Raw genomic sequence first — 24,934 nt, 5'->3', positions numbered from 1 at the left:
GAATTATTTAGCCCAGACTCTGGCATTACGGAATAAACGCATCCAAGGGCTAGCTCCATCGGGTGTTTCTAACCATTGCTTTGGTGCCCAGCTCATTTGTACGGCTCTGAACACTCGCTCAGGATGCGGCATCATGACTGTAAAGCGACCGTCAGGAGTGGTAACACCAGTCAAGCCACCAGGAGAGCCATTGGGATTCATTGGATAGGTTTCAGTTGGATTACCTTGGTGATCCACAAAACGCAGTGCTGCCAATCCCTGCTTCTGCAACGTGTCGAGATTGCCTTGTTGACTGAAGTTAGCAAAGCCTTCACCGTGAGCAATCGCAATCGGCAACTGACTGCCCGTCATGCCTTGCGTAAAGATCGAAGGTGACGCCATTACTTCAGCCATCACTAGACGAGCCTCATACTGCTCAGATTGATTACGAGTAAATTTAGGCCAGGCTTCTGCCCCTGGAATAATTCCAGAGAGATTGCTCATCATTTGGCAACCATTACAAACGCCTAATGCAAAACTGTCTTGACGGTCAAAGAAAGCGGAAAACTGATCACGCAATTGACTATTAAAGAGAATAGTCTTTGCCCAACCCTCACCAGCTCCCAATACATCTCCATAGCTAAAGCCTCCGCAGGCAATCAGCCCACGGAAATCATCTAACTTGGATTTACCGGAGAGTAAATCTGACATGTGCACGTCATAACTATCAAAACCAGCCCAGTTCATGGCATAAGCCATCTCTACATGAGAGTTAACACCCTGCTCACGCAGGATAGCGACCTTAGGTCGAGCATTCTTATTAATGAACGGCGCCGCAATATCGTCCGCAACATCAAATGTCAACTTTGGCGACATCCCTGCATCAGTGACGTCGTCTAGTAACGCAAACTCACTATCAGCACAGTCTGGGTTATCGCGTAATCGGGCAATCTGATAGCTCGTGTTGGCCCACATCTTTTGAAGTACTTCACGAGGCTCTGCAAAGATATTTTTAGCGTCACGCCAAATTTCGATGCGACCATTGGTATTGGGCTTTGCGATTACATGGCTATATGCACTGAGATTTAACTTACGCAAGACTGCAAATACTGAATCACGATCAGCTTTGCGAATCTGGATTACGGCACCAAGCTCTTCGTTAAACAAAGCGCGCATGGTTTGCTCATGGCGACGGCCGGAAACTTGTTGTGCCCAATTCTTAGCATCGCCCCAATCAGCCTCTTGACCAACATCCACCGCAATCATGTCGACATTAATCGAAATACCTGTATGTGATGCGAAAGCCATCTCCGCAATAGCAGCAAATAATCCACCATCAGAGCGATCATGATAGGCAAGCAATTGATCTTCTTGGCGCAACTCAATCATGGCGGCAGCCAAAGCTTTGAGATCCTCTGGATGATCTACGTTAGGAGCCGATTTGCCAGATTGGTTCAGCACTTGAGCCAAGATGCTTCCAGCCATACGATTCTTACCACGTCCCAAATCAATGAGAATCAATTCTGTTTCTAGAGGAGCTCCAGACTCATCCTTGAGCTTCAGCAAAGGAGTCGTTGTTTTGCGCACATCCTGAACCGCGGCAAAAGCAGAGATGATTAATGAAACTGGTGACACCACCTTCTTGGATTGATCGCCGTCTTGCCATGCGGTAGCCATGGATAAGGAATCTTTACCGACTGGGATCGAAATTCCCAGTGCTGGGCATAAGTCCATGCCAATTGCTTGAACTGAGTCATACAGCTTTGCATCTTCACCGGGTGCGCCACACGCAGCCATCCAGTTAGCAGAAAGCTTGACGTCTTCTATCCGACGAATATCTGCAGCTAATAAATTAGTGATGGACTCACCTACGGCCATTTTGGCAGCAGCTGGCGCATCGATAACGGCTAATGGGGTACGCTCACCCATCGACATTGCTTCACCGCGGTAGCCTTTGTAATCCATCAAGGTAACAGCACAGTCGGCAACGGGAACTTGCCAAGGACCTACAAATGGATCACGTGCATTGAGACCACCAACAGTACGATCCCCGATTGTGATCAAAAATGATTTACTGGAAACGGTTGGCTGCTGCAAAACCCAGGCAATCGATTGAGCCAGATCAGCATCCGTGACATCTAGCTCCTCAAACTCTTGAGCAACACGCTTCACATCGCGATGCATGCGCGGGGGTTTACCAAGCAACACTTCCATCGGCATGTCAATCGGCATAGCCGCATCGCTGCCAGTCAATTCTTTGCTATCAGCGAGCTGAAGTTGACGCTCAGTTGTTGCTTCACCAACTACGGCAAATGGACAACGCTCACGCTCACAGAGCGACTTAAAAAGCTCCAGATCTTTAGCTTCGATTGCAAGCACATAGCGCTCTTGAGATTCATTGCACCAAATCTCTGCAGGGCTCATACCACTCTCTTCAAGAGGTACTTTACGTAATTCAAATTGTGCGCCTAAGCCTGCACCATCAGCAAGCTCAGGGAATGCATTTGAAATACCACCAGCACCAACGTCATGAATGGAAATAATCGGGTTGGCTTGACCCATAGCAATACAGGAGTTAATCACCTCTTGAGCACGGCGCTCCATTTCAGGATTACCGCGTTGAACAGAGTCAAAATCGAGATCTGCCGTATTGGTACCGGTTGCAACAGAACTTCCAGTTGCACCACCCATACCTATTCGCATACCAGGACCACCCAATTGAATAAATAAGTGCCCTGCTTTAATTTGTTTTTTAGCAGTATGAATTGAATCGATACTACCGATACCGCCCGCAATCATGATTGGCTTATGGTAACCACGACGAACGCCCTCTAAGGTCTGCTCGAAAACGCGGAAATAACCACCCAAAATCGGGCGGCCAAATTCATTGTTAAATGCAGCACCGCCCAATGGGCCATCAATCATGATTTGGAGTGGCGTTGCAATCCGTTCTGGTTTACCGTACTTTTCAGATTCCCATGGCAAATCAGTGCCAGGAATATTGAGATTGGATACAGAGAAGCCAGTAAGGCCAGCTTTAGGTCGTCCACCGATACCGGTAGCACCTTCATCACGAATCTCACCACCAGCGCCTGTGGAGGCTCCTGGAAATGGCGCAATTGCAGTTGGATGGTTGTGCGTCTCCACCTTCATTAAGGTATGTACTAGACGCGTATCTTTTTCGTATCGACGATCCTGGCCTTTTGGCGACCAAGTTTCTGACTCGGCCCCCACCATCACCGCTGAGTTATCAGAATAAGCAACGATCGTTCCTTCGGGTTGCAGCTGATGGGTGTTGCGAATCATCGCAAATAGAGATTTCTCTTGATCATCACCATCAATTGTCCAGCTGGAATTAAATATCTTGTGACGACAATGCTCACTATTCGCCTGCGCAAACATAATTAATTCAACGTCGCTCGGATTGCGCTCTAGGCGAGTGAAATTGTCAACCAGATAAAGCACCTCATCTTCTGACAATGCAAGCCCAAGTTCTTGGTTCGCCTTATCTAGTGCAGCCCTACCCTCTGCTAAAACAGGGATGCGGACAAATGGGCGATCAGGCAGAGATTGATATAAAGCGCTAGCTTCGTTGATATCAGAAATAACCGCTTCCGTCATCCGATCATGTAAAGCACTTAATACCAGTTGCTCTTGTGCTTTATCGAGTGATTTTTTACTCTGCCACGCATACTGAACACCGCGCTCAATTCGCAATACTTGAAGTCCACATTGACGAGCAATATCAGTTGCCTTACTAGCCCATGGAGAAACTGTGCCGAAACGAGGAATAGCTATTGCTGATTGCTTGTCAGCAGATTTGCTAAATAAGGAGCCCCCAAGCATTATCTGCGACACAAAAGGTTGGCCGTAAGTTAAAAGACTCTCAAGCACCTCTTTGTCTTTGGTATTGAGCTCAGACTCAGACCAAATGAAATGTAGGTATTGAGCCTCAATAGACTCAAGTTGAATTCCTTGGGCTGCGAGCGAAGCTAAAAGTCGCTGTTGGCGGAAGGCTGAAAGGGCATTTGCCCCGGGCAAGCAACAGAATGATGACATGCCAAGATTATAAGGTTTTGATCAGACGAGGCGTCCGCCCTGAAGGGTTAATTGGCGTTGGCACCGAGCGGCTAAGGCTGGATCATGGGTTACCAGAACCAGGGTCGAGGAATTCTCCCGATTCAGCTCAAAAAGGAGCTCAATTACCCTATTTCCACTGACCTCATCCAAGCTTCCAGTTGGCTCATCGGCGAAGAGAATAGCGGGCTTATTGACAAAGGCGCGAGCCAGGGCTACGCGCTGCTGCTCACCACCTGAAAGTGTCTTCGGGAAATGATTTGCCCTCGTATCTAGACCAACCTTTTCAAGCCATTGGCGGGCGGCTATCCTGGCTTGCGCTTGGCCCATGCCAGACATTTCCAAGGGCAGCATCACGTTCTCGAGGGCTGTTAGATGCCGCAGTAGCTGGAATGACTGAAAAACAAAGCCAACAAACTCACCTCTTAGGCGTGCCCGACCATCCTCATCCAATTGATTGAGGTTCTGCTCCATTAACTGAATATGACCTGCACTCGGCACATCCAATCCGGCCAAAAGACTCAAAAGAGTGCTTTTCCCAGATCCAGATGCACCCACAATGGCTACGCTTTCGCCCTGCCCAATTTGAAAGCTGAGATCATGCAAAATGACCAAGTCTCCATCAGCTGTATTTACCAGCTTGCCTATCTGATCGGCAACAATGGAATTAGACTGTTTGTTCATATGGAAAAGTTTCTAGAATGGAAAGATGCGGATCAAAATCTTAACTACTAATAAATGTATAGCAGGCCTATTTTGCCTCGTAATGAGCATTTCTTCTTGGGCACAAGTAAACCCCGTGATCCTGGTGCTGGGGGATAGTCTTTCTGCTGAATACGGACTGCCTCGTGGCACGGGCTGGGTCAATCTTCTTGAAGAGCAACTCGTCAGAGATAAAAGCCCTTGGACCGTATTTAATGCCAGCATTAGCGGTGAAACAAGTTCGGGCGGGCTGACCCGACTACCTAAACTACTGAATCAGAAAAAACCCGGCATCGTTTTAATAGAGCTTGGAGCAAACGATGCCTTACGCGGATTGCCGGTGAATGAAACCGAGAGCAACTTAAGCAAGATGATTCAGATGAGTAAAAAATCTGGGGCCAAAGTCTTGCTCTGTGGCATACAAATCCCATCGAACTACGGCCAAACTTACACCACGCAATTTAAGAAACTCTATCCACAACTTGCAGATCAAGAACGCATTGAGTTGCTACCGTTCTTCTTGGAAGGCGTTGCAACTAAACCAGAGTTCTTTCAGGCAGATCAATTGCATCCAAACGTTCAAGCGCAAAGCGTTATCTTCAAAAACGTATGGGGCTCGATGGCCCCATACAGTAACTTGCTGAAAAAAATACCTTAGCCTTAACTACCTGCGCTAGCTGAGCTTGCTTGCTTGAGTGGATTGATGACTTTAACTCCGGCACTATTGCGCCAATAAGCCATGAAGCCAGCAAATTCTGACTGTGCTGCCAAAGCTTGAATTTGTTGCGCTTGTGCCTTATGAACTTTGGCATCCACTGATGTCGGTTGACGGACCGAATCTATACGGTAAATAGTTGTACCTACACCAGGATTGGAGACCGAAACTACAGCGGGTAATTTATCAGCATTGACCGACATGACTTCATCCATCGATGGGCCCACTAAGCTACCAGGCTTATTGCGGGAAATCCAGTTAGCAGCACCAAACCCAGCAGCATTCTTCGGATCTTTTTCAAGGGCAGCCAATTTCTCACTCGCGGCGGCAATAGCTAGCTTCTCTGCAGCACGTTGGCTAACCTGACGCTTCACCTCTGCAGCAACATCCTTGTAAGGCATGATTTGAGCGGGATGCAAAGTCACCACGCGAGCCGATACAAATACGCCCGGTGCTGTTTGTACAGCCTCAGTATTTCGCTTGTTCTTCAGGGCCTCGTCACCATAAAGCGACTGAACCACCTTGGGATTGGCTAAAGGATGATCCCTGGATACGCCAGGAGCACCACCACGAGTAACGCCCTTCTGAGTCTGGATGCTGAGCTTCAATTTATCAGCAGCAGGCTTCAAACTATCAGACTGGTCATAAGTCATATTCGCAAATTGATCGGCTTTTTCATTAAAGGCTTTGGAATCTTCCTTGGGATCAGCCTTGAGGACAATGTACTCAACATCAATGTATTCAGGGCGCTCGAATAACTTAGCATTAGCCTCGTAAAAAGCCTGTAACTCTTCGGCGCTTGGATTCACTTTAGACAAGTAATCTTTAGCATTGAACTGGAGGGTCTGAACCTGTCTCTCAGTCTCGTATAACGATGAGACAACTTCAGATAATTTTGGGCTAGCAAGTTCTGTACGGGCTACTGAATTCACTAACTGCTGGATTTTTAAATCAAAACTCTGGCCGGCATAGAACTGTTCCTCATTCATACCGTTACTAGCCAATAGCTGCTTAAAACGGACGTCATCAAACGTGCCATCCTGACGATATAGAGCGCGAATCTGAGGAATCTTTTGCAGGCTATTCACTAGCTCTTGCTTGCCGACTTGCAAACGCAAATCACTCACTGCAAAACCCAAGATGCGTTGTTGTAGTAACTCATTGAGGATTGCCTGACGAAATGGCAGGCTTTGTGCAATTTGTGCATTACCACCAACACGCTCAGCCTGACGTTTTGCAGCTACATCAACTTCTTGTGCAGTAATAGGCTTGCCATTGACCTTAACAATATCGGTTTCTTTATCCATAAATTCGGAATAACTCGAAATCCCGAATAAAGCAAAAGACGGAACAATAAATAGCATCAATACAAACTGCAAAACTCTTTGGTGCTTACGTACGGAATCAAACATGAATTAATCGCTCGAAAATAAAGTCAATGATGCGAGTGTACTAGGCTGAAGGTCTAGAGGAACTAGAAAGCCTAAGAGAGGGAAAACAAATGCGATCTGGGAAACTGGTGGGCGCTGACGGGATCGAACCGCCGACATTCTGCGTGTAAGGCAGACGCTCTACCATCTGAGCTAAGCGCCCCAAATTAATACAGACGAGATTGTAACCTAGTGCGGGAATAAAAGAGAGATTCTTCATCAAAATGAACTTAAATAAAGCGTACAAAATGACTCAAAATCCCTCAAATATCCCTAGCTATCAATGCTTGAGAGCCTCTCCAGAAGAAATCTTTTCATTGGCTTTGCTAGCTTCAGCAGCCTTTTTAGCAAGTTCTTCTGGCGTCGGATCTGGCAAAGCAACCGGTTTTCTCTCTAAAGCCAACTCGAGAACTTTATCGATCCAGCGTACCGGCACAATTTCAATCGCATTCTTCACGTTATCTGGAATGTCAATCAAGTCCTTGACGTTTTCCTCGGGAATCAAGGCTAGCTTGATACCACCACGATGAGCAGCTAGTAACTTCTCTTTTAAGCCACCAATTGGAAGCACTTCACCTCGCAAAGTAATCTCACCGGTCATTGCCACATCAGAGCGGATTGGAATACCTGTAAATACAGACACCAGGGCCGTCGTAATTGCGATGCCGGCAGATGGACCGTCTTTAGGTGTTGCGCCATCTGGGAAGTGAATGTGAATATCCTTCTTCTCAAAGGCTTCATCAGCGATTCCCAAAGCTCTCGCTCTAGAGCGGACTACGGTCTTTGCCGCCTCGACTGACTCCTTCATCACATCACCGATCGAGCCAGTACGTGTAATCACACCTTTACCGGGCATCACTGCTGCTTCGATGGTCAACAAATCGCCACCAACTTCAGTCCAAGCTAAACCCGTTACCTGGCCAACTTGGTTCTCTTTTGCAGCAAGACCAAAGTCATACATCTTGACTGAGAGGAACTTCTCTAAATTGTCCGCATTCACGGTAACAGGTGCAGCTTCTTTCTTGAGAAGTAGCAACTTCACTACTTTTCGGCAGATCTTGCTGATTTCACGCTCTAAAGATCGCACACCAGCTTCACGTGTGTAGTAACGGATCATGCTGCGAACAGCAGATTCTTCGATCTTCAACTCATCCTTCTTAAGACCGTTATTTTTAATCTGTTTAGGAATTAAATAATTGATCGCAATACTTGTCTTCTCATCTTCGGTGTAGCCCGCAAGACGAATAATTTCTAAGCGATCAAGCAATGGGCCAGGAATATTCAAAGAGTTCGATGTTGCAACAAACATCACATCAGACAGATCAAAATCAACTTCGACATAGTGATCTTGGAATGTGTGGTTTTGCTCTGGATCTAGAACTTCCAGCAAGGCGCTAGCAGGATCGCCACGGAAATCCATGCCCATCTTATCTACTTCATCCAGAAGGAACAGAGGATTGCGTACGCCTACCTTGGTCAAGCTAGACAGAATCTTGCCTGGCATAGAGCCGATATAGGTGCGACGATGGCCGCGAATCTCAGACTCGTCGCGCACGCCACCTAAGGCCATGCGCACAAACTTACGGTTTGTTGCGCGTGCAATAGATTGACCGAGAGAGGTTTTACCAACACCTGGAGGGCCAACTAAACAGAGGATCGGAGCCTTAACACGATCAACACGCTGTTGAACTGCGAGATATTCCAGGATGCGTTCTTTAACCTTATCAAGTCCGTAATGATCTTCATCCAAGACTTTTTCGGCATTAGCTAGGTCGTTATTGATCTTGGTTTTTTTCTTCCACGGAAGAGTGACTAAGGTATCAATAAAATTACGAATCACCGTTGCCTCAGCAGACATTGGCGACATGAGCTTGAGCTTCTTGAGCTCAGACTCTGCTTTCTTCAATGCTTCTTTCGGCATACGCGCAGCTTTGATGCGCTTCTCAAGTTCTTCGAGATCAGCACCCTCTTCGCCCTCACCTAATTCTTTTTGAATGGCCTTAACTTGTTCGTTTAAATAGTACTCGCGCTGACTTTTCTCCATCTGACGTTTCACACGTCCACGAATGCGCTTCTCAACTTGCAAGATATCAATCTCACTCTCGAGATCGGCTAAGAGACTCTCTAAGCGTTGTACTACATCGGTCATCTCAAGCAAGCGTTGCTTCTGCTCAAGCTTAACTGGAAGATGAGCGCAAATCGTATCGGCCAGACGGCTTGGATCATCAATACCACCCAGTGAAGACAAAATCTCCTGAGGAACTTTTTTATTGAGTTTTACGTATTGATCAAACTGAGCCATGATGGCGCGACGCAATGCCTCAGTCTCATGAGCATCTAAGGAGGACATTGGAGTTGGCGTAGCTTCACAGCCGAAATAGCCTTGGCTATCCTCAACCTGGCTGACTTCAGCTCGCTGAACACCCTCAACTAAAACCTTGACGGTGCCATCTGGCAACTTCAGCATTTGAAGAATATTGGCGATGCAACCAACCTCATAGAGGTCCTCGACACCTGGCTCATCCTTGGCGGCAGTCTTTTGGGCTACTAAAAGCACGTTTTTGCCAGTTTCCATGGCTGCTTCTAAGGCTTTGATTGATTTTGGGCGACCCACAAATAGTGGAATCACCATGTGTGGAAACACTACGACGTCCCTTAAAGGGAGAAGTGGTAGTTGAATAGGTTCAGAGGGTAGTAATAAGTGGCCAGGCATAGGGCAATTCCTCCAAAATAGTCATTCCGTAAAATTCTCTAAAAATGCCGTACCACTACATACGGACATTAATTAAGAATAGGATACTACCTATATGGGTGCCACCTAGTGAAAAACAAGGGGTAAATACGCGAAAAGTGAGCAAAAACCCTGTGAAAACAGCAAAAAAGACCAAAAATTAGGCTTTTTTGCTCATTTCTGTAGATTCCTCACCCTGCTTGTAGACCAAAATCGGCTTTCCGCCTACAGCAATCGTATTTTCATCTATGACTACCTTTTGAACATTCTTCAAGGATGGTAGGTCGTACATCACGTCCATGAGGGATCCCTCAAGAATGGAGCGTAAGCCTCGAGCACCAGTCTTGCGTGCAATGGCTTTCTTAGCAATGGCTGAGAGTGCTGCTGGACGAACTTCTAGCTCAGAGCCTTCCATGGTCAATAGGGCTTGATATTGCTTAACCAGGGCATTCTTAGGCTCAGTCAAAATTTGGATCAAAGCCGTTTCATCCAATTGCGCCAAAGTGGCCACAACTGGTAAACGACCAATCAACTCAGGAATGAGGCCAAACTTGATGAGATCTTCTGGCTCCACTTCGATTAAGAGATCGCTAACACCGCGATCATCCTTACCGGGAACCGTAGCATTAAATCCAATGCCAGTCTTCGCAGTACGCTGCTGAATCACCTTCTCAAGACCATCAAAAGCACCGCCACAAATAAATAGGATATTGGTTGTATCCACTTGCAGGAAGTCTTGATTTGGGTGCTTACGGCCACCTTGCGGAGGCACAGAGGCCATCGTACCTTCAACTAGCTTTAACAAGGCTTGCTGAACGCCCTCACCCGACACATCGCGGGTAATGGACGGGTTATCTGACTTGCGAGAGATCTTATCGATCTCATCGATGTACACAATGCCGCGCTGGGCTTTTTCTACGTTGTAGTCACAAGCTTGTAATAGTTTTTGAATGATGTTTTCTACGTCTTCACCAACATAACCTGCCTCAGTTAATGTTGTAGCATCAGCCATCACGAAAGGCACATCCAACATACGCGCTAAGGTCTGCGCTAGTAATGTTTTGCCTGAACCCGTTGGGCCAATCAGCAAAATATTGCTCTTTGCCAATTCAACACCGTCCACCATTGCTTTAGCGGGAGTCTTGGATTCTTTTTTGTCAGCAGCTTCAACAGGCTTGCCGTCTTTGTCTAACTTTTCTTTTTTAGGTTTTGGCAAATACTGCAAACGCTTGTAGTGGTTATAGACCGCTACCGCCAACGTCTTCTTGGCATGATCTTGGCCAATGACATACTGATCTAAATTCTCACGAATCTGATGGGGAGTTGGTAATGCGTCATCACCTTCCGCTTTGGGAAGTTTTGCCAACTCTTCTTGAATGACGTCGGTGCATAAGTCAATGCACTCATCGCAAATAAATACAGAAGGTCCAGCAATCAGCTTCTTCACCTCATGCTGACTCTTGCCGCAGAAGGAGCAATACAGAATTTTGTCTGCGCTATTGGTGTTGTTTGTTTCGCTCAAGATGGCAATCTAAGTGTGGAGGTAGATTAAGGGCGCTTGTCGATGACTTTATCGATCAGGCCATACTCTTGAGCCTGGTCTGCAGACATGAAGTTATCTCGATCTGTGTCTTTAGCAATTGTTTCAATAGATTGACCAGTGCGATCAGCAAGAATCTTATTTAAACGCTCACGTAGATATAGGATTTCACGTGCTTGAATTTCAATATCAGAAGCTTGGCCACGTGCACCGCCTAATGGCTGATGAATCATCACGCGTGAATTGGGCAATGCATAACGCTTACCCTTCTCGCCAGCACACAATAAGAATGCACCCATACTGGCAGCCATACCCATACACAAAGTGCTGACATGTGGCTTGATGAATTGCATCGTGTCGTAGATTGCTAAGCCAGCTGATACAGAACCGCCGGGAGAGTTGATGTACAGAGAAATTTCTTTATCTGGGTTTTCACTCTCTAGGAAGAGTAACTGAGCAATAACTAAATTTGCAGTTTGATCATTTACTTCGCCAACTAAGAAAACAACGCGTTCTCTGAGTAAGCGAGAGTAAATGTCATAGGCCCTCTCACCTCGACCAGAGGTTTCAATGACCATTGGAACTAAACCCAAACCTTTGGGCTCTAAATTCTCAGATTGGAAATGATTCTGGTTCATGTGATCAGACCTTTATTAATGTATTGCTTAGTTAAGCTTGCTGAGTTCTTCGAAAGTAACCGCTTTATCGATCACTTTAGCTTGTGAAGTGAAATACTTAATCACGTTATCTTCAAGTACCAAGTTCTCGATGTCCTTCAGGCGGCTTGGATTGCTGTAGAACCAACGAACCACTTCTTTTGGATCTTCGTAAGTTGCCGCTTGCTCATCAATTTCAGCTTTGATTTGGTCGGCAGTGGCAGCTAGATTCTGCTGTTTTACTAAGTCGCTCAAAATCAAACCAAGACGAACACGCTTAAGGGCTTGCTCAGCGAACATCTCAGCAGGGATCGGCGCATCTTTAGCATTTGGAATGCCACGCTGCATCAAGTCTTGACGAGCAGATTCGACCAAACGCTCTTGCTCTTGGGCAACCAAAGATTTTGGTGCATCCAGTTCGCAAATGCTATTGAGCTTCTCCATTACTTCACTTTTTAACAAGGAAGTAATGCGACGCTTCGTTTCGCGATCTAAATTTTCTTTTACTTCTTCGCGCATCTTGGCAACGCCACCTTCAGTTACGCCTAAAGACAACGCGAAAGCATCATCAACAGCTGGTAAGTGCGCCCAATTGACTGACTTCACAGTAATAGTGAAATCCGCTGTCTTACCAGCAACATCTTTGCCGTGGTAATCGGCTGGGAAGCTTAATGGGAAAGTCTTGCTATCACCCGCCTTGAGGCCTAATGTTGCAGCCTCAAATTCTGGGAGCATGCGACCTTCACCAAGAACATATTCAAAGTTCTCCGCTTTGCCGCCAGCGAATTCAACACCGTCAATCTTGCCAACAAAGTCGATCACCACTTGGTCGCCCGCTTGAGCAGCGGTATTTGCGCCGCCATCACCATGTGGGCCAGCTTCGCCACGTGGATGGTAATGAACTTGCTGCTTGCGTAATACATCTAATGCGCGATCAATTTCTGCATCAGAGATATCCGTTGTGTACTTAGTTACTTCTGCTTTACTAAAGTCGCCAATTTTTACTTCTGGCAATACTTCAAAGTAAGCATCAAACACAATTTTGTCTGCGTCTAATTCTGATTTAGGGTCTAGACGGGGCTGACCAGCTAATAGAATTTTTTCTTTTTGCGCTAAGTCATAGAAGAGCTCTTGAGCTTTATCGAACTGAAGCTCGAAATCCACTTGCATGCCATATTGCTTTTCGACCATGTTCTTAGGCACTTTGCCTGGACGAAAGCCCGGAGCCTTCATGGTTTTACCCAATTTAGCCAAACGGTCTTCTCTTGCCTTAGCCAAATCGGCACGAGCGAACTCTAAGGTCACTTTGCGGTCTAACTGACCTAAATTTTCTATCTGCACAGCCATTCTCGTCTCTTAATTGAAAATCGGAATATGTGAAGCCCAAGCCAAGTAGCTATCTTGTGGTGCGAGGAGGGGGACTCGAACCCCCACACCATTGCTGGCGTCAGGACCTAAACCTGGTGCGTCTACCAATTTCGCCATCCTCGCGCGAATTCCGCAAACACTACCGAGCTGAAGCTTCACTCTAAAGACCGTAATTCTACAATGCTTAGCGGTTTTGGAGGATATTTAGACCTTGTAGAGCAAAGCCACAGCATGAACTGCAATGCCCTCGCCTCGCCCCAAATGGCCAAGCGATTCATTGGTCTTGGCTTTGAGGTTGACGTGGCTTGGTGTAACCGCTAAATCAGACGCGATATTACGGACCATATCCGGCAGAAAAGTGGCTAATTTGGGCTTTTGACAAATAATCGTTGCATCCACATTACCGACATGAAAACCGGCTGCCTGAACCTTTTGCAGAGCAGCTCTCAGCAAGATTCGGCTATCCATATCTTTAAATTGGGGATCCGTATCTGGAAATAACTGACCAATATCATTGAGTCCGGCCGCCCCCAGCAGCGCATCGGTTAAAGCGTGCAACAAAGCATCGGCATCAGAATGGCCTAACAGGCCTTTGTCGCTGGGAACATGAATGCCTCCCAAGATGAGCTTTCGACCTTCAACTAGAGCATGAACGTCATAACCCTGGCCGATGCGAAATTGGGGGATTTGGGGGGCGTTTGAGGTCATTAAGTTGTCGTGATGTATTTTGAGGGCTTATTTATCGCAGGCTCGCAAGATGGTTTGCATTAAATCCCAGTCGGCTGGGTGGGTTACCTTGAAATTGCAGGTTGCACCCTCTACTAGTAAGGGGCTAGAGCCCGAGAGCTCAATAGCGCTGGCCTCATCTGTAATGTCTGCCTCAAGACGAATCCCCTCTTCAATTGCATCATGAAGGCGCTTTAAACCGAACATCTGAGGTGTCTGGGCTTGCCAAAGGTGATCTCGAGAAATCGTCTTCATTGCCCTATTGGGGTTGCCGGCAATAGCCGAGTTGGCATCAGCCATTTTTAGGGTGTCAGCCAATGGCATTGCTAATAGGCCGCCCTCACCAGCTTGAGTCACAGCATGAATCAGCTTTTGAATGAGCGCAGGAGAGATTCCGGGGCGAGCGGCATCGTGCACTAAGACCCAATCGGTCTCGGGAATGCCAGCTTTGAGCATGGCTGCCAGAGTATTTCTGACGGTTTCTTGTCGAGTTGGGCCGCCGCTTGGCAGAAATCGAATAGCAGTGGAATTACTGGAAAGTGCACTCAAAATGGGATTGTCAATGAAACCAGGGCTCACACCAACCCAAATTGAATTAATTTCGGGAGTCTTAGCAAACGCCTCCAAGGCATAGGACAGCATCGGCTTACCTGCCAACTCCTGAAACTGCTTTGGCAAGACACCGCCGAGCCTAGACCCAGTCCCAGCTGTAGGTAACAAGGCATGACATTGGGGTGAAGATTGAATTACTGCGTCCATACCTGATTCTATAATGAGCACAGATGTCTGATGCATTAAAACTAGCACCCCCCATACCCGCACCGCGGGCTGGGCAGCGCTTTACCTTTTCAGGCTTAGTTGGCTCTTCTGATGCCGCCTTAATCGCCCAATCCGCCCTACGCTATCGAGCTGAATTCTCGGTCATGGTCATCTTTTGTGCTCAGGCACAGGAAGCCCAGCGCCTTTTAGAGGAGATCCCAGCATTTGCACCGCAGCTCAAGACGCGGCTGCTACCCGACTGGGAAATCTTGCCGTATGACCACTTCTCACCACATCAAGATTTGGTGTCAGAACGACTGGCCACGCTTTATGAATTACTGAATGGCAGTTGTGACATCGTTTTAGTGCCGATCACTACGGCATTACAAAGACTTGGGCCGCCAAACTTTCTATCAGGACACACCTTCTTTTTTAGACAAGGTGACAGTCTCAATGAAGCAGCCCTAAAACTGCAGTTGCAGCAAGCCGGTTATGACCCCGTCAGTTCTGTCATGCGCCCTGGTGAATACAGTATTCGCGGCGGCTTGATTGATTTATTTCCAATGGGCTCAAGCCTCCCTTATCGCCTGGATCTTTTTGGCGATGAGATTGAGCAAATTCGAGCATTTGATCCAGATACGCAGCGTAGCCTGTATCCCGTTAAAGAGGTTCGTCTCTTGCCGGGTCATGAGTTTCCATTTGACGATGCTTCTCGTACCGCCTTCCGAGGCAGATGGCGCGAGGTATTCGAGGGTGATCCAACGCGTTGTTCAATTTATAAAGATGCGAACCTGGGAATCCCTAGTGCTGGTATCGAGTCGTACCTACCTCTCTTCTTTGAGGAATCCTCAACCGTCTTTGATTACTTCCCCCGCTCTGGCGATCCGGTTTGGTTGGTCAGCATTGGTGATGTTGAAGAATCCATCAAGAGCTTTTGGAAAGACACGCTCTCTAGATATGAATTCCTCAAACATGATCTTGATCGCCCCATTCTTCCGCCAGCAGAGCTATTCCTCGATGTAGATCAATTTTTTAGCGCTGCCAAACCCAATGCTCGCCTGTCATTGGATAAAGAGGCAGATAAGGAAGCTAAAGAGGCTCCACAATTTTTAGCCGTACCGGATTTAGCAGTACATCGCCGTGACGCTGATCCGATTAATCGCTTGCGCGCATTAGTCTCTCAAGAAAAAGTGCGCGTGCTCATCTGTAGCGATAGCAATGGCCGTAAAGAATCGATTCGCCAACTCTTTGAAGAGAGTAATTCAGTTGCCGGCCAGAATGGCAAACCGCTTTACCCATTAAAGCCGGAAGGTTTCGAAGGTGTTGCAGATTTTATTAAGAGCGATGCCCTATTTGGTCTTGTAACAGCGCAACTCTTTAATGGCTTTACTTGGCCGGCAGAGAATCTCATCATCGTTACCGAGGCTGAGCTCTTTACGTCAACTGCACGCCAACGGCGCAAGGGTAAAGAAAGCGAGAGCGCTGATCCAGACATGCTCTTCAAAGATTTGTCTGAACTCAAGATTGGTGATCCCGTGGTTCACTCTGATCATGGGATTGGTCGATATCAAGGTTTAGTTCTCCTGAATTTAGCGCCTCCAAAAGACGAGCCTATTTTTGAAGAGTTCTTGCACTTGGTTTACGCCAAAGATGCCACTCTTTATGTTCCAGTCCAACAGTTGCAGATGGTGACGCGCTATGCAGGCTCCGATCCTGACTCAGCACCATTACATCAATTGGGGTCTGGTCAGTGGGATAAGGCAAGACGTAAAGCTGCACAGCAAATTCGAGACACTGCTGCAGAACTTTTAAGTCTATATGCTGCAAGAGCTATCCGCAAAGGTCACGCCTTTGAATTTTCTGCTCATGATTACGCTGCATTTGCTGAAAGCTTTGGCTTTGAGGAAACTCCCGATCAAGCAAATGCGATTGCTGCAGTGATTGGAGATATGACCAGCGGTACGCCAATGGATCGACTAGTGTGTGGAGATGTGGGCTTTGGTAAAACTGAGGTTGCCTTACGCGCCAGTTTTGTTGCGGTCATGGGTGGCAAGCAAGTAGCCATCTTGGCGCCAACTACCCTGCTCGCAGAACAACACGTCGCAACCTGGAAAGATCGCTTTGCTGATTGGCCTGTTCGCATTGTTGAGCTCTCACGCTTTAAAACGACCAAAGAAATCAATGCTGCACTCGAGGCGATTGCTAAAGGTGAAGCTGACATCATTATTGGTACGCATAAGTTGTTATCTAAGGAAACACAGTTTGCCAACCTGGGATTGGTGATTGTGGATGAGGAGCATCGCTTTGGAGTACGACAAAAAGATGCGCTCAAAGCATTGCGTGCTGAGGTCGACATACTGACCTTGACTGCTACACCGATTCCGAGAACTCTTGGTATGGCGATGGAAGGCCTGCGTGAGTTCTCTGTGATTGCTACCGCACCACAAAAACGCTTGGCCATTAAAACCTTTGTGCGGCGCGAAGGTGATGGCGTTATTCGTGAAGCAGTTCTTCGAGAGATTAAGCGTGGTGGACAGGTCTATTTTCTACATAACGAAGTTGAAACTATTCAAAATCGTAAGCATGCTTTACAAGAACTGATTCCAGAGGCACGCATTAGCGTAGCGCACGGGCAAATGCACGAGCGCGAATTGGAATCAGTCATGCGTGAGTTTGTGACACAACGTACTAATATTCTGCTGTGTACCACCATTATTGAAACCGGTATTGACGTTCCAACAGCCAATACCATCATCATGCATCGTGCAGATAAATTTGGACTTGCGCAGTTACATCAATTGCGTGGACGCGTCGGTCGTTCGCATCATCAGGCATATGCTTATTTACTGGTGCCAGATCCTGAGGCACTCAGCAAGCAAGCGCAACTGCGTTTAAATGCCATTCAAGCGATGGAAGAACTCGGTTCTGGCTTTTATTTAGCAATGCACGATTTAGAAATCCGTGGTGCTGGTGAAGTATTGGGCGACAAACAATCGGGTGAAATTCATGAAATCGGATTTCAGCTGTATACCGAAATGCTTAATCGGGCTGTTAAGTCTCTGCGTAGCGGGAAAGAGCCGGACTTGCTTTCTCCGCTACAGGCAACTACCGATGTGAATTTAGGTGTGCCTGCCCTATTTCCGAATGATTACTGTCCCGATGTACATGAGCGACTCTCTATGTACAAACGCTTTGCCGGTACAAATGATTTCTCCGAACTCATGGGCTTGCGTGAAGAGTTAGTAGATCGCTATGGAGATTTGCCAGACCAGGCTAAATCCCTATATGAAACCCATCGCCTCCGCTTGGAGATGGATGGCTTTGGCATCAAAAAGATTGATGCCAGCCCAACGTCGATTCAAATTCAGTTCATCCCGAATCCCCCGATTGATCCAATGAAGATCATTCAATTGATTCAGTCGTCAAAGTACATCCAGCTTAATGGGCAAGATAAATTAAAAATACTCCCCCAAAAAGAGAAGGATTTTGAGAAACTAGAGCAACGTCTAGACCATATCAGGAAAATTCTCAGAAGCCTGAATGAATCTGCGATGCTTAATACTGCTCAAGCCAATTAATTTTTTTAACGCTTACTAACCATGTCCAGTCACCTCACACTAGTAGCTCTTGCCAACGCTCCGATTCCGGTGGAATTAAATACTGCATTGATTGCTCATGCAAAAGTCTTAGGCATTGATATTGCCAGAGACAAAAAAGAACAAGTCCACCCGAAATACTTCACTGGCCGCTGGGCTTGCTCACATACCTTACTACCCGAAGCCAGAGTGGCAATGCGGGATATTGCCGCCGAACACAGTGTGGATTTAGCTTTTCTATCCCCAGGTCTTAAAACAGCTGAGGTCAAAGTGTTGGCCATGGATATGGATTCCACTCTGATTAATATTGAGTGCATTGATGAGATTGCTGATTTCACAGGAAAGAAGGCAGCAGTTTCTGAAATTACGGAAGCTACTATGCGTGGTGAGATTAAAGACTTCAAAGAAAGCCTGCGTAGACGTGTGGCTCTTCTAGAAGGTGTATCAGCCGATGTTTTGGACTCAGTCTATCGCGAACGTTTACGGCCTAACCCTGGTGCTGCTGAATTACTGGCTGGAGCAAATGCTAGGGGCTTGTACACCCTACTCGTTTCTGGAGGCTTCACTTTCTTTACCCAAAAACTCCAGCAGGAGTTGGGCTTCAAGCAAACCCAAGCAAACACCCTAGAGATTATCGACGGCAAACTAACGGGTAAGGTGATTGGCGATATTGTTGATGGCGCAGCTAAGAATACCTACCTAGAGCAAGCCTGCGTTCTGATGAATTGCCATAAGCAGAACGCCATCACCATGGGCGATGGCTCTAATGATCTGCCGATGATGCAAGGTTCTGGCATCAGCATAGCCTACAAAGCAAAACCCATTGTCAAAGAAAAAGCCGACGCGGCTTTTGACCGAGTCGGCTTGGATGCTGCTTTACTGCTGATTGCCTAACTCACGAAGAGTTTGGCTTCAGCAGTAAATGAAAGCTATTTATAGGCGCTCAAAAATGGTTGCAATACCTTGTCCACCACCAATACACATTGTGACCAAAGCATATTTGCCTTGAACGCGATGTAACTCGTGAATCGCTTTAGTAGCAATTGCAGCGCCAGAGCAACCGATTGGGTGACCCAATGCAATAGCTCCACCGTTGACGTTGGTCTTAGCTGGATCTAGACCTAAGCCTTTAGTCACAGCTAATGCTTGAGCAGCAAACGCCTCGTTGGATTCGATTACATCAATTTGATCTAATTTCAGACCAGCACGCTCCAAGGCAATCTTGGTAGCCGGGATTGGACCTTCACCCATGATGTGATTCGGTACGCCGGCAATAGCGTACGAAACTAAGCGAGCGATTGGCTTATGGCCAGCTTTCTTAGCTGCTTCAGCTTCAGCCAACACAAAGAATGCAGCGCCGTCATTGATACCAGACGCATTACCCGCAGTAACGCTACCACCCTCTTTTTTGAAGACTGCTTTCATCTTCGCCAAAGTTTCCATGGTGGTATCTGGCTTGCAATGTTCATCGGTGTCAAACACCACATCACCCTTGCGAGTTTTAATCGTAATTGGAACAATCTGAGATTTAAAGCGACCTTCTTTAATTGCATGCGCTGCACGACGATGTGACTCAACCGCTAGAGCATCTTGCTCCTCGCGAGTCAGCTTCCATTTTTCAACGAGGTTCTCTGCAGTAACGCCCATATGACCAACTCCAAATGGATCAGTCAACACAGACACCATCAAGTCAATCATTTTGGTATCGCCCATGCGTGCACCACTGCGCATTGCTGGAGATCCATACATGCCGCGTGACATCACCTCAACACCACCGCCAACGCCATAATCACAATCACCCAGCATGATGGCTTGGGCTGTTGTCACAATCGCTTGCAAACCAGAGCTGCACAAACGATTCAGAGCCATTGCAACTGACTCCATCGGAAGACCAGCCTGAATGGAGGCTACACGAGCGACATAGGCGTAGCGATTATCAGTGGGAATAGTGTTTCCAACGGTAATGTAATTAATTAATGCTGGATCTACGCCAGAGCGGGCCACCGCTTCCTTCATCACGATACCGCCGAGCTCGGATGGCTCAAGGCTACTTAGTGAGCCATTAAAAGCACCAATTGCAGAACGTACAGCACTTAAAACGACGACATCACGACTCATATCAATCCCCTTTGCGGCGCCTAATTAGGCAAAAAATTGACCCCAAGAGTAGGCCAAAACACCATTTTTATTCCAATAGTCAAGTTTCGGCTATTAGGTCATGCCCTTGGGAGCTAATAACCGTTGCTTTAATGATTTCGCCAACGCGATAGCGCTTCGAAGGCTTACTTGGGGGTAAAACCCTCACCAAACCATCAATTTCAGGGGCATCGCCTATAGTTCGACCAATTCCACCAGATTCATCAACGCGATCAATGATGACCTGAACTCGTTTGCCTATTTTTTTAGCAAGTCGCTTGGTTGAGATTGCTTCAGCCTTGGCCATAAAACGTGCTCGTCGATCTTCACGCACTGGCTCGGGCACGGGATTCTCCAAGGCATTTGCACTGGCACCATCAACAGGCGAATAAGCAAAACAGCCGGCACGATCAATTTGCGCCTCATCCAAGAAATTCAATAGATATTCAAACTCTTCTTCTGTTTCACCAGGGAAGCCAGCAATAAAGGTGCTGCGAATAACCAGATCCGGGCAAGCTGCACGCCAAGCTTGAATACGCTCTATATTTTTTTCACCACTAGCAGGACGCTTCATTCTCTTGAGCACATCTGGGTGAGCATGTTGCAATGGAATATCTAGATATGGCAGTACGCCATAGCCATGCTCAGCAAATTCCGCCATGAGAGGTAAAACATCGTCAACGTGTGGATAGGGGTAAACATAATGCAGACGAACCCAAGCTTGATGCTCACTCGCAATTTGATTTAAAGCATTCACCAAATCAAACATACGAGTCTTCACGGGTTTGCCTTCCCAAAATCCAGTGCGATATTGAATATCAACACCATAAGCACTCGTGTCTTGTGAAACAACCAATAATTCTTTTACACCCGATTCAAATAGCTTTTTAGCCTCTAGCAATACTTCGCCTATGGGGCGTGAGACCAGGTCACCGCGCATGCTGGGGATGATGCAAAAAGTACAGCGGTGATTGCATCCCTCTGAGATTTTTAAATATGCATAATGCTTCGGCGTGAGCTTGACACCAATCGGCGGCAGCAAATCTGTAAAGGGATCATGCGGCTTTGGTAAATGCAAATGAATAGCCTGCATTACCTCTTGGGTGGCGTGAGGGCCTGTAACGGCAAGGACTTTAGGGTGAATACTCTGAATGAGATCACTGCCATCTGCATTCTTACGGGCACCCAAACAACCGGTAACGATAACCTTACCGTTTTCAGATAAAGCCTCACCAATTGCTGCAAGACTTTCCTCTACTGCTGAATCAATAAAGCCACAGGTATTGACAACCACCAGATCGGCACCAGAATAATCCTTAGCAGTTTCGTAACCCTCAGCACTTAATTGAGTGAGGATGAGCTCCGAATCCACCAGCGCCTTGGGGCATCCCAAGGAAACAAAACCAACTTTACCCGCCACAACTATTCTTTTTCTGTTTTAGTAGGTTGACCAGCAAATGGGAAGCTCTGCATTTGTTCTTGCATTTTCACAAACAAATCTTTGCTCTGCTCCATATAGTTGCCCATTAGGCCCTGCATCATTGGGTTTTGCAGATTCATCATCTTAGCCCATGCCTCAGGAGTGCTACCCACACCTAAGCCTTGAGTTTGATCGCCTAACTTGTTGTGAATATCGACAAACGATTGCATGGTCTTTTCAAGATAGCTGCCCATCAAACCTTGCATGGAATTTCCATAAAAACGAATGATTTGAGAAAGCATTTGAGTAGAAAATACTGGCGCACCGCCAGCCTCTTCTTCCAAAATAATTTGTAGCAGGATATTGCGGGTTAAATCATCTTCAGTTTTGGCATCTACAACGCTAAAAGCATCACCGGCCATGACTAAATTTTTGATGTCAGCCAGCGTTACATAAGTGCTAGTTTGAGTATCGTATAAACGACGATTGGGATACTTCTTAATCAAGCGGCTATCGCCGGCTTTCTTGGAACGTGTGGCCATGTGTATTTTTCCTAAATCTCGGTACTGCAATGCAACATCGGCATAGTTTATCCCTAGTTTGACCTGAGGGTAAATATGCCGATGTATAGACCACTAAAACTGCGTTTTTTTGTTGTTTAGCCAGTATGCAGGCCGCCATTGAGGGAGAAGTCAGCCCCAGTGGCGTAGCCGCCATCATCAGAAGCAATCCAGCAGCAGATAGAGGCAATCTCTTCTGGGGTGCCCAAACGCTTCACAGGAACGCCAGCCACAATCTTCTCTAGAACATCTTCACGAATGGCTTTAACCATGTCTGTGCCGATATAGCCAGGAGAGACTGTGTTTACAGTCACACCTTTAGAAGCTAGCTCTTGTGACAAAGCCATCGTAAATCCATGCAAGCCCGCTTTTGCAGTGGAATAGTTGGATTGGCCAAACTGACCCTTCTGACCATTGACAGAGGAGATGTTGATAATGCGACCCCAGCCGTTATCGGCCATGCCATCAACCACTTGTTTAGTCACATTGAATAAAGAATTGAGGTTGGTGTCGATGACCGCCTTCCACTGTTCAGGCGTCATTTTGCGAAATACGCTGTCTTTAGTAATGCCGGCGTTGTTGACTAGAACATCCACACGACCTACTTCAGCCTTCACCTTATCAAATGCAGCAACAGTACTTTCCCAGTCAGAGACGTTACCCTCAGAGGCGATGAAGTCATAACCAAGCGCTTTTTGCTCACCAAGCCAGCGATCTTTGCGAGGGGAATTTGGACCACAACCGGCAATAACCTTAAATCCATCCTTGGCAAGTCGCTGACAAATAGCGGTGCCAATACCACCCATACCGCCAGTTACGTATGCAATTTTTTGAGACATGTATTTCCCCTTATGAAAATATTATTGAGCAGCGGATACTTTTTCTTTCACGTACTTACCAGGCGCCGCTTCTAGTTTTTTGTACTGTGCATTACCAAACGTTTTGCTAGCTTTAATTTTCTTGCCGCCAAACTGTTCTAACCATTTAGCGTAGTTAGGCCACCAACTACCCTTAATATCTTTTGCAGCAGCCAACCACTCTTCTGCAGTCTTGGCCAATTTGTTGTTTTCAAAATAATGACGTTTATTTTTTGCTGGTGGATTGATCACGCCAGCAATATGTCCTGATGCACCTAAGACAAATCGATTCTTGCCCTTGAGGATATGGGTAGACTCATAAGCAGATTTCCAGGGCACGATGTGATCATCATGCGACGCGTAAATATAGGCTGGAACAGTGATCTTGCCTAGGTCTACTTTTTCACCACATACAGTGAGCTTGCCTGGTTTAACCAGTTCATTTTGTAGATAGGTGTGACGTAGATACCAACAATACATTGGACCCGGTAGATTAGTTGAATCACCATTCCAATAGAGCAAATCAAACGGCGGTGGTGAATTGCCCTTTAAGTAATTCTCGACAACATAGTTCCACACCAAATCATTTGGACGCAAGAAAGAGAATGTATTACCTAAATCCAAGCCAGACATCATTCCGTAGTGGCCGCCCTCACCGCCAATAGTGCTCTCGCGTAATTTCACCATGCCTTCATCGATAAACACATCCAGGATTCCAGTATCAGTGAAATCCAATAAGGTAGTGAGCAAAGTTAAGCTGGCGACATAATCCTTTTTACGCGCTGCCAAAACCGCTAAAGCAGTCGAGGTTAAAGTGCCACCGACACAAAAGCCGAGTACATTAATCTGATCGGTGCTACCAATATCCTTGACCACCTCAATCGCCTTGATCACGCCGTCGCCAACATAGTCATCCCAAGTCACCTTCGACATGGAAGCGTCAGGATTTTTCCAAGAGACTAAAAACACCGTGTGACCCTGCTCCACCATATATCGCACAACGGAGTTATCTGGCTGTAAATCTAGGATGTAATATTTATTAATACAAGGGGGCACCATTAAATATGGGCGCTCATACACTGTCTCAGTTAACGGCGTGTACTGAATCAATTCAAAAAGATCATTTCGAAAAACGATCTGACCTTCGGTAGTTGCAATGTTCTTGCCAACTTCAAAAGCACTTTCATCAGTCAGGGAAACTTTGCCCTTTTTTAGGTCCCCCAACAAGTTGACTATTCCATTTTGAATAGACTGTCCTTGGGTGCTAATAATATTTTCAAGAACCTCTGGGTTGGTTGCAATAAAGTTAGATGGGGATAAGGCATCAATCATTTGCTCTGTGGTGAACAGAATTTTGGTCTTTGTTTTTTCATCTGCCTCAACTGCTGAAGCAAGAGAAAGCAAATGCTTGGAGTTGAGTAAATAAGTAGCGGCAATCATCTTGCTCCATGAGGAGTGCCATGCTTTGCCGGCGAAGCGACGATCCTTTACCTCAATCGCTTCTGGATTTGTTGCGAGATGCGCAAACTCAGCAAAGTATTCTTTTTGAATTTCCGCCAAGCGTTCCGGCGGAATTAATGCCATGTGGTGCGGCGCTAATGACGGCGCTACACCTGTATTCATACCTGCAAACATAATGATCTCGTAAAGTTATTGAGACCATTCTCCATCTATAAAGCTGG

17 protein-coding genes and 2 tRNA genes are annotated in these 24,934 nt (G+C 46.6%); 3 read left to right on the top strand and 16 right to left on the bottom strand.

Going from position 1 to position 24,934, the window contains the following annotated elements; all coding sequences use genetic code 11:
• Window positions 1-3 precede the first annotated feature (3 nt).
• Together purL and AOC19_RS04555 are read right to left on the bottom strand one after the other, a co-directional pair.
• The gene (purL, locus tag AOC19_RS04560) at window positions 4-4,038 is read right to left on the bottom strand and encodes a phosphoribosylformylglycinamidine synthase (protein ID WP_215374049.1); all 4,035 of its coding nucleotides are present in this window, start codon (window positions 4,036-4,038) and stop codon (window positions 4-6) included.
• A 21-nt stretch (window positions 4,039-4,059) separates the two neighbouring features.
• Window positions 4,060-4,740, bottom strand: coding sequence for an ABC transporter ATP-binding protein (locus AOC19_RS04555; RefSeq protein ID WP_215374044.1), 681 nt, complete (start codon window positions 4,738-4,740; stop codon window positions 4,060-4,062).
• 82 nt (window positions 4,741-4,822) lie between these two features.
• Here AOC19_RS04555 and AOC19_RS04550 point away from each other — a divergent pair, with 82 nt between their 5' ends.
• Window positions 4,823-5,416, top strand: coding sequence for an arylesterase (locus AOC19_RS04550; RefSeq protein ID WP_251367975.1), 594 nt, complete (start codon window positions 4,823-4,825; stop codon window positions 5,414-5,416).
• Between the two features lie 2 nt (window positions 5,417-5,418).
• On the opposite strand, the gene AOC19_RS04545 is transcribed toward AOC19_RS04550, so the two are convergent.
• From AOC19_RS04545 to ispD, 9 genes are all read right to left on the bottom strand, one after another.
• Window positions 5,419-6,885: a peptidylprolyl isomerase gene (locus AOC19_RS04545; RefSeq protein ID WP_215374039.1), complete on the bottom strand. Its 1,467-nt coding sequence runs from the start codon at window positions 6,883-6,885 to the stop codon at window positions 5,419-5,421.
• A 105-nt stretch (window positions 6,886-6,990) separates the two neighbouring features.
• Window positions 6,991-7,066, bottom strand: a tRNA-Val gene (locus AOC19_RS04540).
• A gap of 117 nt (window positions 7,067-7,183) precedes the next feature.
• A complete protein-coding gene (lon, locus tag AOC19_RS04535; protein ID WP_215377921.1) occupies window positions 7,184-9,616 on the bottom strand; it encodes an endopeptidase La in 2,433 nt (810 codons plus the stop codon).
• 178 nt (window positions 9,617-9,794) lie between these two features.
• The gene (gene clpX, locus AOC19_RS04530) at window positions 9,795-11,156 is read right to left on the bottom strand and encodes an ATP-dependent Clp protease ATP-binding subunit ClpX (RefSeq protein WP_215377919.1); all 1,362 of its coding nucleotides are present in this window, start codon (window positions 11,154-11,156) and stop codon (window positions 9,795-9,797) included.
• 26 nt (window positions 11,157-11,182) lie between these two features.
• Window positions 11,183-11,812, bottom strand: coding sequence for an ATP-dependent Clp endopeptidase proteolytic subunit ClpP (clpP, locus tag AOC19_RS04525; protein WP_015421102.1), 630 nt, complete (start codon window positions 11,810-11,812; stop codon window positions 11,183-11,185).
• A 27-nt stretch (window positions 11,813-11,839) separates the two neighbouring features.
• Window positions 11,840-13,177, bottom strand: a complete 1,338-nt coding sequence (gene tig / locus AOC19_RS04520; RefSeq protein WP_215377918.1) for a trigger factor — start codon at window positions 13,175-13,177, stop codon at window positions 11,840-11,842.
• Window positions 13,178-13,234: 57 nt separating this feature from the next.
• A tRNA-Leu gene (locus AOC19_RS04515) sits at window positions 13,235-13,321 on the bottom strand.
• Between the two features lie 81 nt (window positions 13,322-13,402).
• The gene (gene ispF / locus AOC19_RS04510) at window positions 13,403-13,906 is read right to left on the bottom strand and encodes a 2-C-methyl-D-erythritol 2,4-cyclodiphosphate synthase (protein ID WP_215377916.1); all 504 of its coding nucleotides are present in this window, start codon (window positions 13,904-13,906) and stop codon (window positions 13,403-13,405) included.
• Window positions 13,907-13,933: 27 nt separating this feature from the next.
• Window positions 13,934-14,683, bottom strand: coding sequence for a 2-C-methyl-D-erythritol 4-phosphate cytidylyltransferase (gene ispD / locus AOC19_RS04505; RefSeq protein WP_215377914.1), 750 nt, complete (start codon window positions 14,681-14,683; stop codon window positions 13,934-13,936).
• 23 nt (window positions 14,684-14,706) lie between these two features.
• On the opposite strand from ispD, the gene mfd reads away from it, so the two are divergent.
• Entirely contained in the window at window positions 14,707-18,261 is a 3,555-nt protein-coding gene (gene mfd / locus AOC19_RS04500; RefSeq protein WP_215377913.1) for a transcription-repair coupling factor, read from the top strand.
• Window positions 18,262-18,282: 21 nt separating this feature from the next.
• A complete protein-coding gene (gene serB, locus AOC19_RS04495; protein ID WP_215377911.1) occupies window positions 18,283-19,173 on the top strand; it encodes a phosphoserine phosphatase SerB in 891 nt (296 codons plus the stop codon).
• A gap of 39 nt (window positions 19,174-19,212) precedes the next feature.
• Here the strand turns inward: serB and AOC19_RS04490 are convergent, their stop codons facing one another.
• The 5 genes from AOC19_RS04490 to phaC form a co-directional block, all read right to left on the bottom strand.
• Window positions 19,213-20,397 (bottom strand): acetyl-CoA C-acyltransferase family protein, encoded by a 1,185-nt coding sequence (locus tag AOC19_RS04490; RefSeq protein WP_215377909.1) that lies wholly within the window; start codon window positions 20,395-20,397, stop codon window positions 19,213-19,215.
• A 79-nt stretch (window positions 20,398-20,476) separates the two neighbouring features.
• The gene (gene rimO / locus AOC19_RS04485; protein ID WP_215377907.1) at window positions 20,477-21,835 is read right to left on the bottom strand and encodes a 30S ribosomal protein S12 methylthiotransferase RimO; all 1,359 of its coding nucleotides are present in this window, start codon (window positions 21,833-21,835) and stop codon (window positions 20,477-20,479) included.
• Window positions 21,836-21,837: 2 nt separating this feature from the next.
• Window positions 21,838-22,377 (bottom strand): polyhydroxyalkanoate synthesis repressor PhaR, encoded by a 540-nt coding sequence (phaR, locus tag AOC19_RS04480; RefSeq protein ID WP_215377905.1) that lies wholly within the window; start codon window positions 22,375-22,377, stop codon window positions 21,838-21,840.
• Window positions 22,378-22,493: 116 nt separating this feature from the next.
• Window positions 22,494-23,234, bottom strand: a complete 741-nt coding sequence (locus tag AOC19_RS04475) for a 3-ketoacyl-ACP reductase (RefSeq protein WP_215377903.1) — start codon at window positions 23,232-23,234, stop codon at window positions 22,494-22,496.
• 21 nt (window positions 23,235-23,255) lie between these two features.
• On the bottom strand, window positions 23,256-24,887 hold the full coding sequence (gene phaC, locus AOC19_RS04470) for a class I poly(R)-hydroxyalkanoic acid synthase (RefSeq protein ID WP_215377902.1): 1,632 nt from the start codon (window positions 24,885-24,887) through the stop codon (window positions 23,256-23,258).
• Window positions 24,888-24,934 lie beyond the last annotated feature (47 nt).

The sequence above is a fragment of the Polynucleobacter asymbioticus genome (assembly GCF_018687575.1).
In the GTDB taxonomy this organism is placed as follows: Bacteria; Pseudomonadota; Gammaproteobacteria; order Burkholderiales; family Burkholderiaceae; genus Polynucleobacter; species Polynucleobacter asymbioticus_C.
Note: the sequence above shows the minus strand (reverse complement) of the source record. Positions and strands in the feature narration are given on the sequence as shown.

Excerpts from the sequence above, each read along its gene's own strand:
- purL (WP_215374049.1), bottom strand. The coding sequence starts at position 4,038 with ATGTCATCATTCTGTTGCTTGCCCGGGGCAAATGCCCTTTCAGCCTTC.
- AOC19_RS04555 (WP_215374044.1), bottom strand. The coding sequence starts at position 4,740 with ATGAACAAACAGTCTAATTCCATTGTTGCCGATCAGATAGGCAAGCTG.
- AOC19_RS04550 (WP_251367975.1), top strand. The coding sequence starts at position 4,823 with ATGAGCATTTCTTCTTGGGCACAAGTAAACCCCGTGATCCTGGTGCTG.
- AOC19_RS04545 (WP_215374039.1), bottom strand. The coding sequence starts at position 6,885 with ATGTTTGATTCCGTACGTAAGCACCAAAGAGTTTTGCAGTTTGTATTG.
- lon (WP_215377921.1), bottom strand. The coding sequence starts at position 9,616 with ATGCCTGGCCACTTATTACTACCCTCTGAACCTATTCAACTACCACTT.
- clpP (WP_015421102.1), bottom strand. The coding sequence starts at position 11,812 with ATGAACCAGAATCATTTCCAATCTGAGAATTTAGAGCCCAAAGGTTTG.
- tig (WP_215377918.1), bottom strand. The coding sequence starts at position 13,177 with ATGGCTGTGCAGATAGAAAATTTAGGTCAGTTAGACCGCAAAGTGACC.
- ispF (WP_215377916.1), bottom strand. The coding sequence starts at position 13,906 with ATGACCTCAAACGCCCCCCAAATCCCCCAATTTCGCATCGGCCAGGGT.
- ispD (WP_215377914.1), bottom strand. The coding sequence starts at position 14,683 with ATGGACGCAGTAATTCAATCTTCACCCCAATGTCATGCCTTGTTACCT.
- mfd (WP_215377913.1), top strand. The coding sequence starts at position 14,707 with ATGTCTGATGCATTAAAACTAGCACCCCCCATACCCGCACCGCGGGCT.
- serB (WP_215377911.1), top strand. The coding sequence starts at position 18,283 with ATGTCCAGTCACCTCACACTAGTAGCTCTTGCCAACGCTCCGATTCCG.
- AOC19_RS04490 (WP_215377909.1), bottom strand. The coding sequence starts at position 20,397 with ATGAGTCGTGATGTCGTCGTTTTAAGTGCTGTACGTTCTGCAATTGGT.
- phaR (WP_215377905.1), bottom strand. The coding sequence starts at position 22,377 with ATGGCCACACGTTCCAAGAAAGCCGGCGATAGCCGCTTGATTAAGAAG.
- AOC19_RS04475 (WP_215377903.1), bottom strand. The coding sequence starts at position 23,234 with ATGTCTCAAAAAATTGCATACGTAACTGGCGGTATGGGTGGTATTGGC.
- phaC (WP_215377902.1), bottom strand. The coding sequence starts at position 24,887 with ATGTTTGCAGGTATGAATACAGGTGTAGCGCCGTCATTAGCGCCGCAC.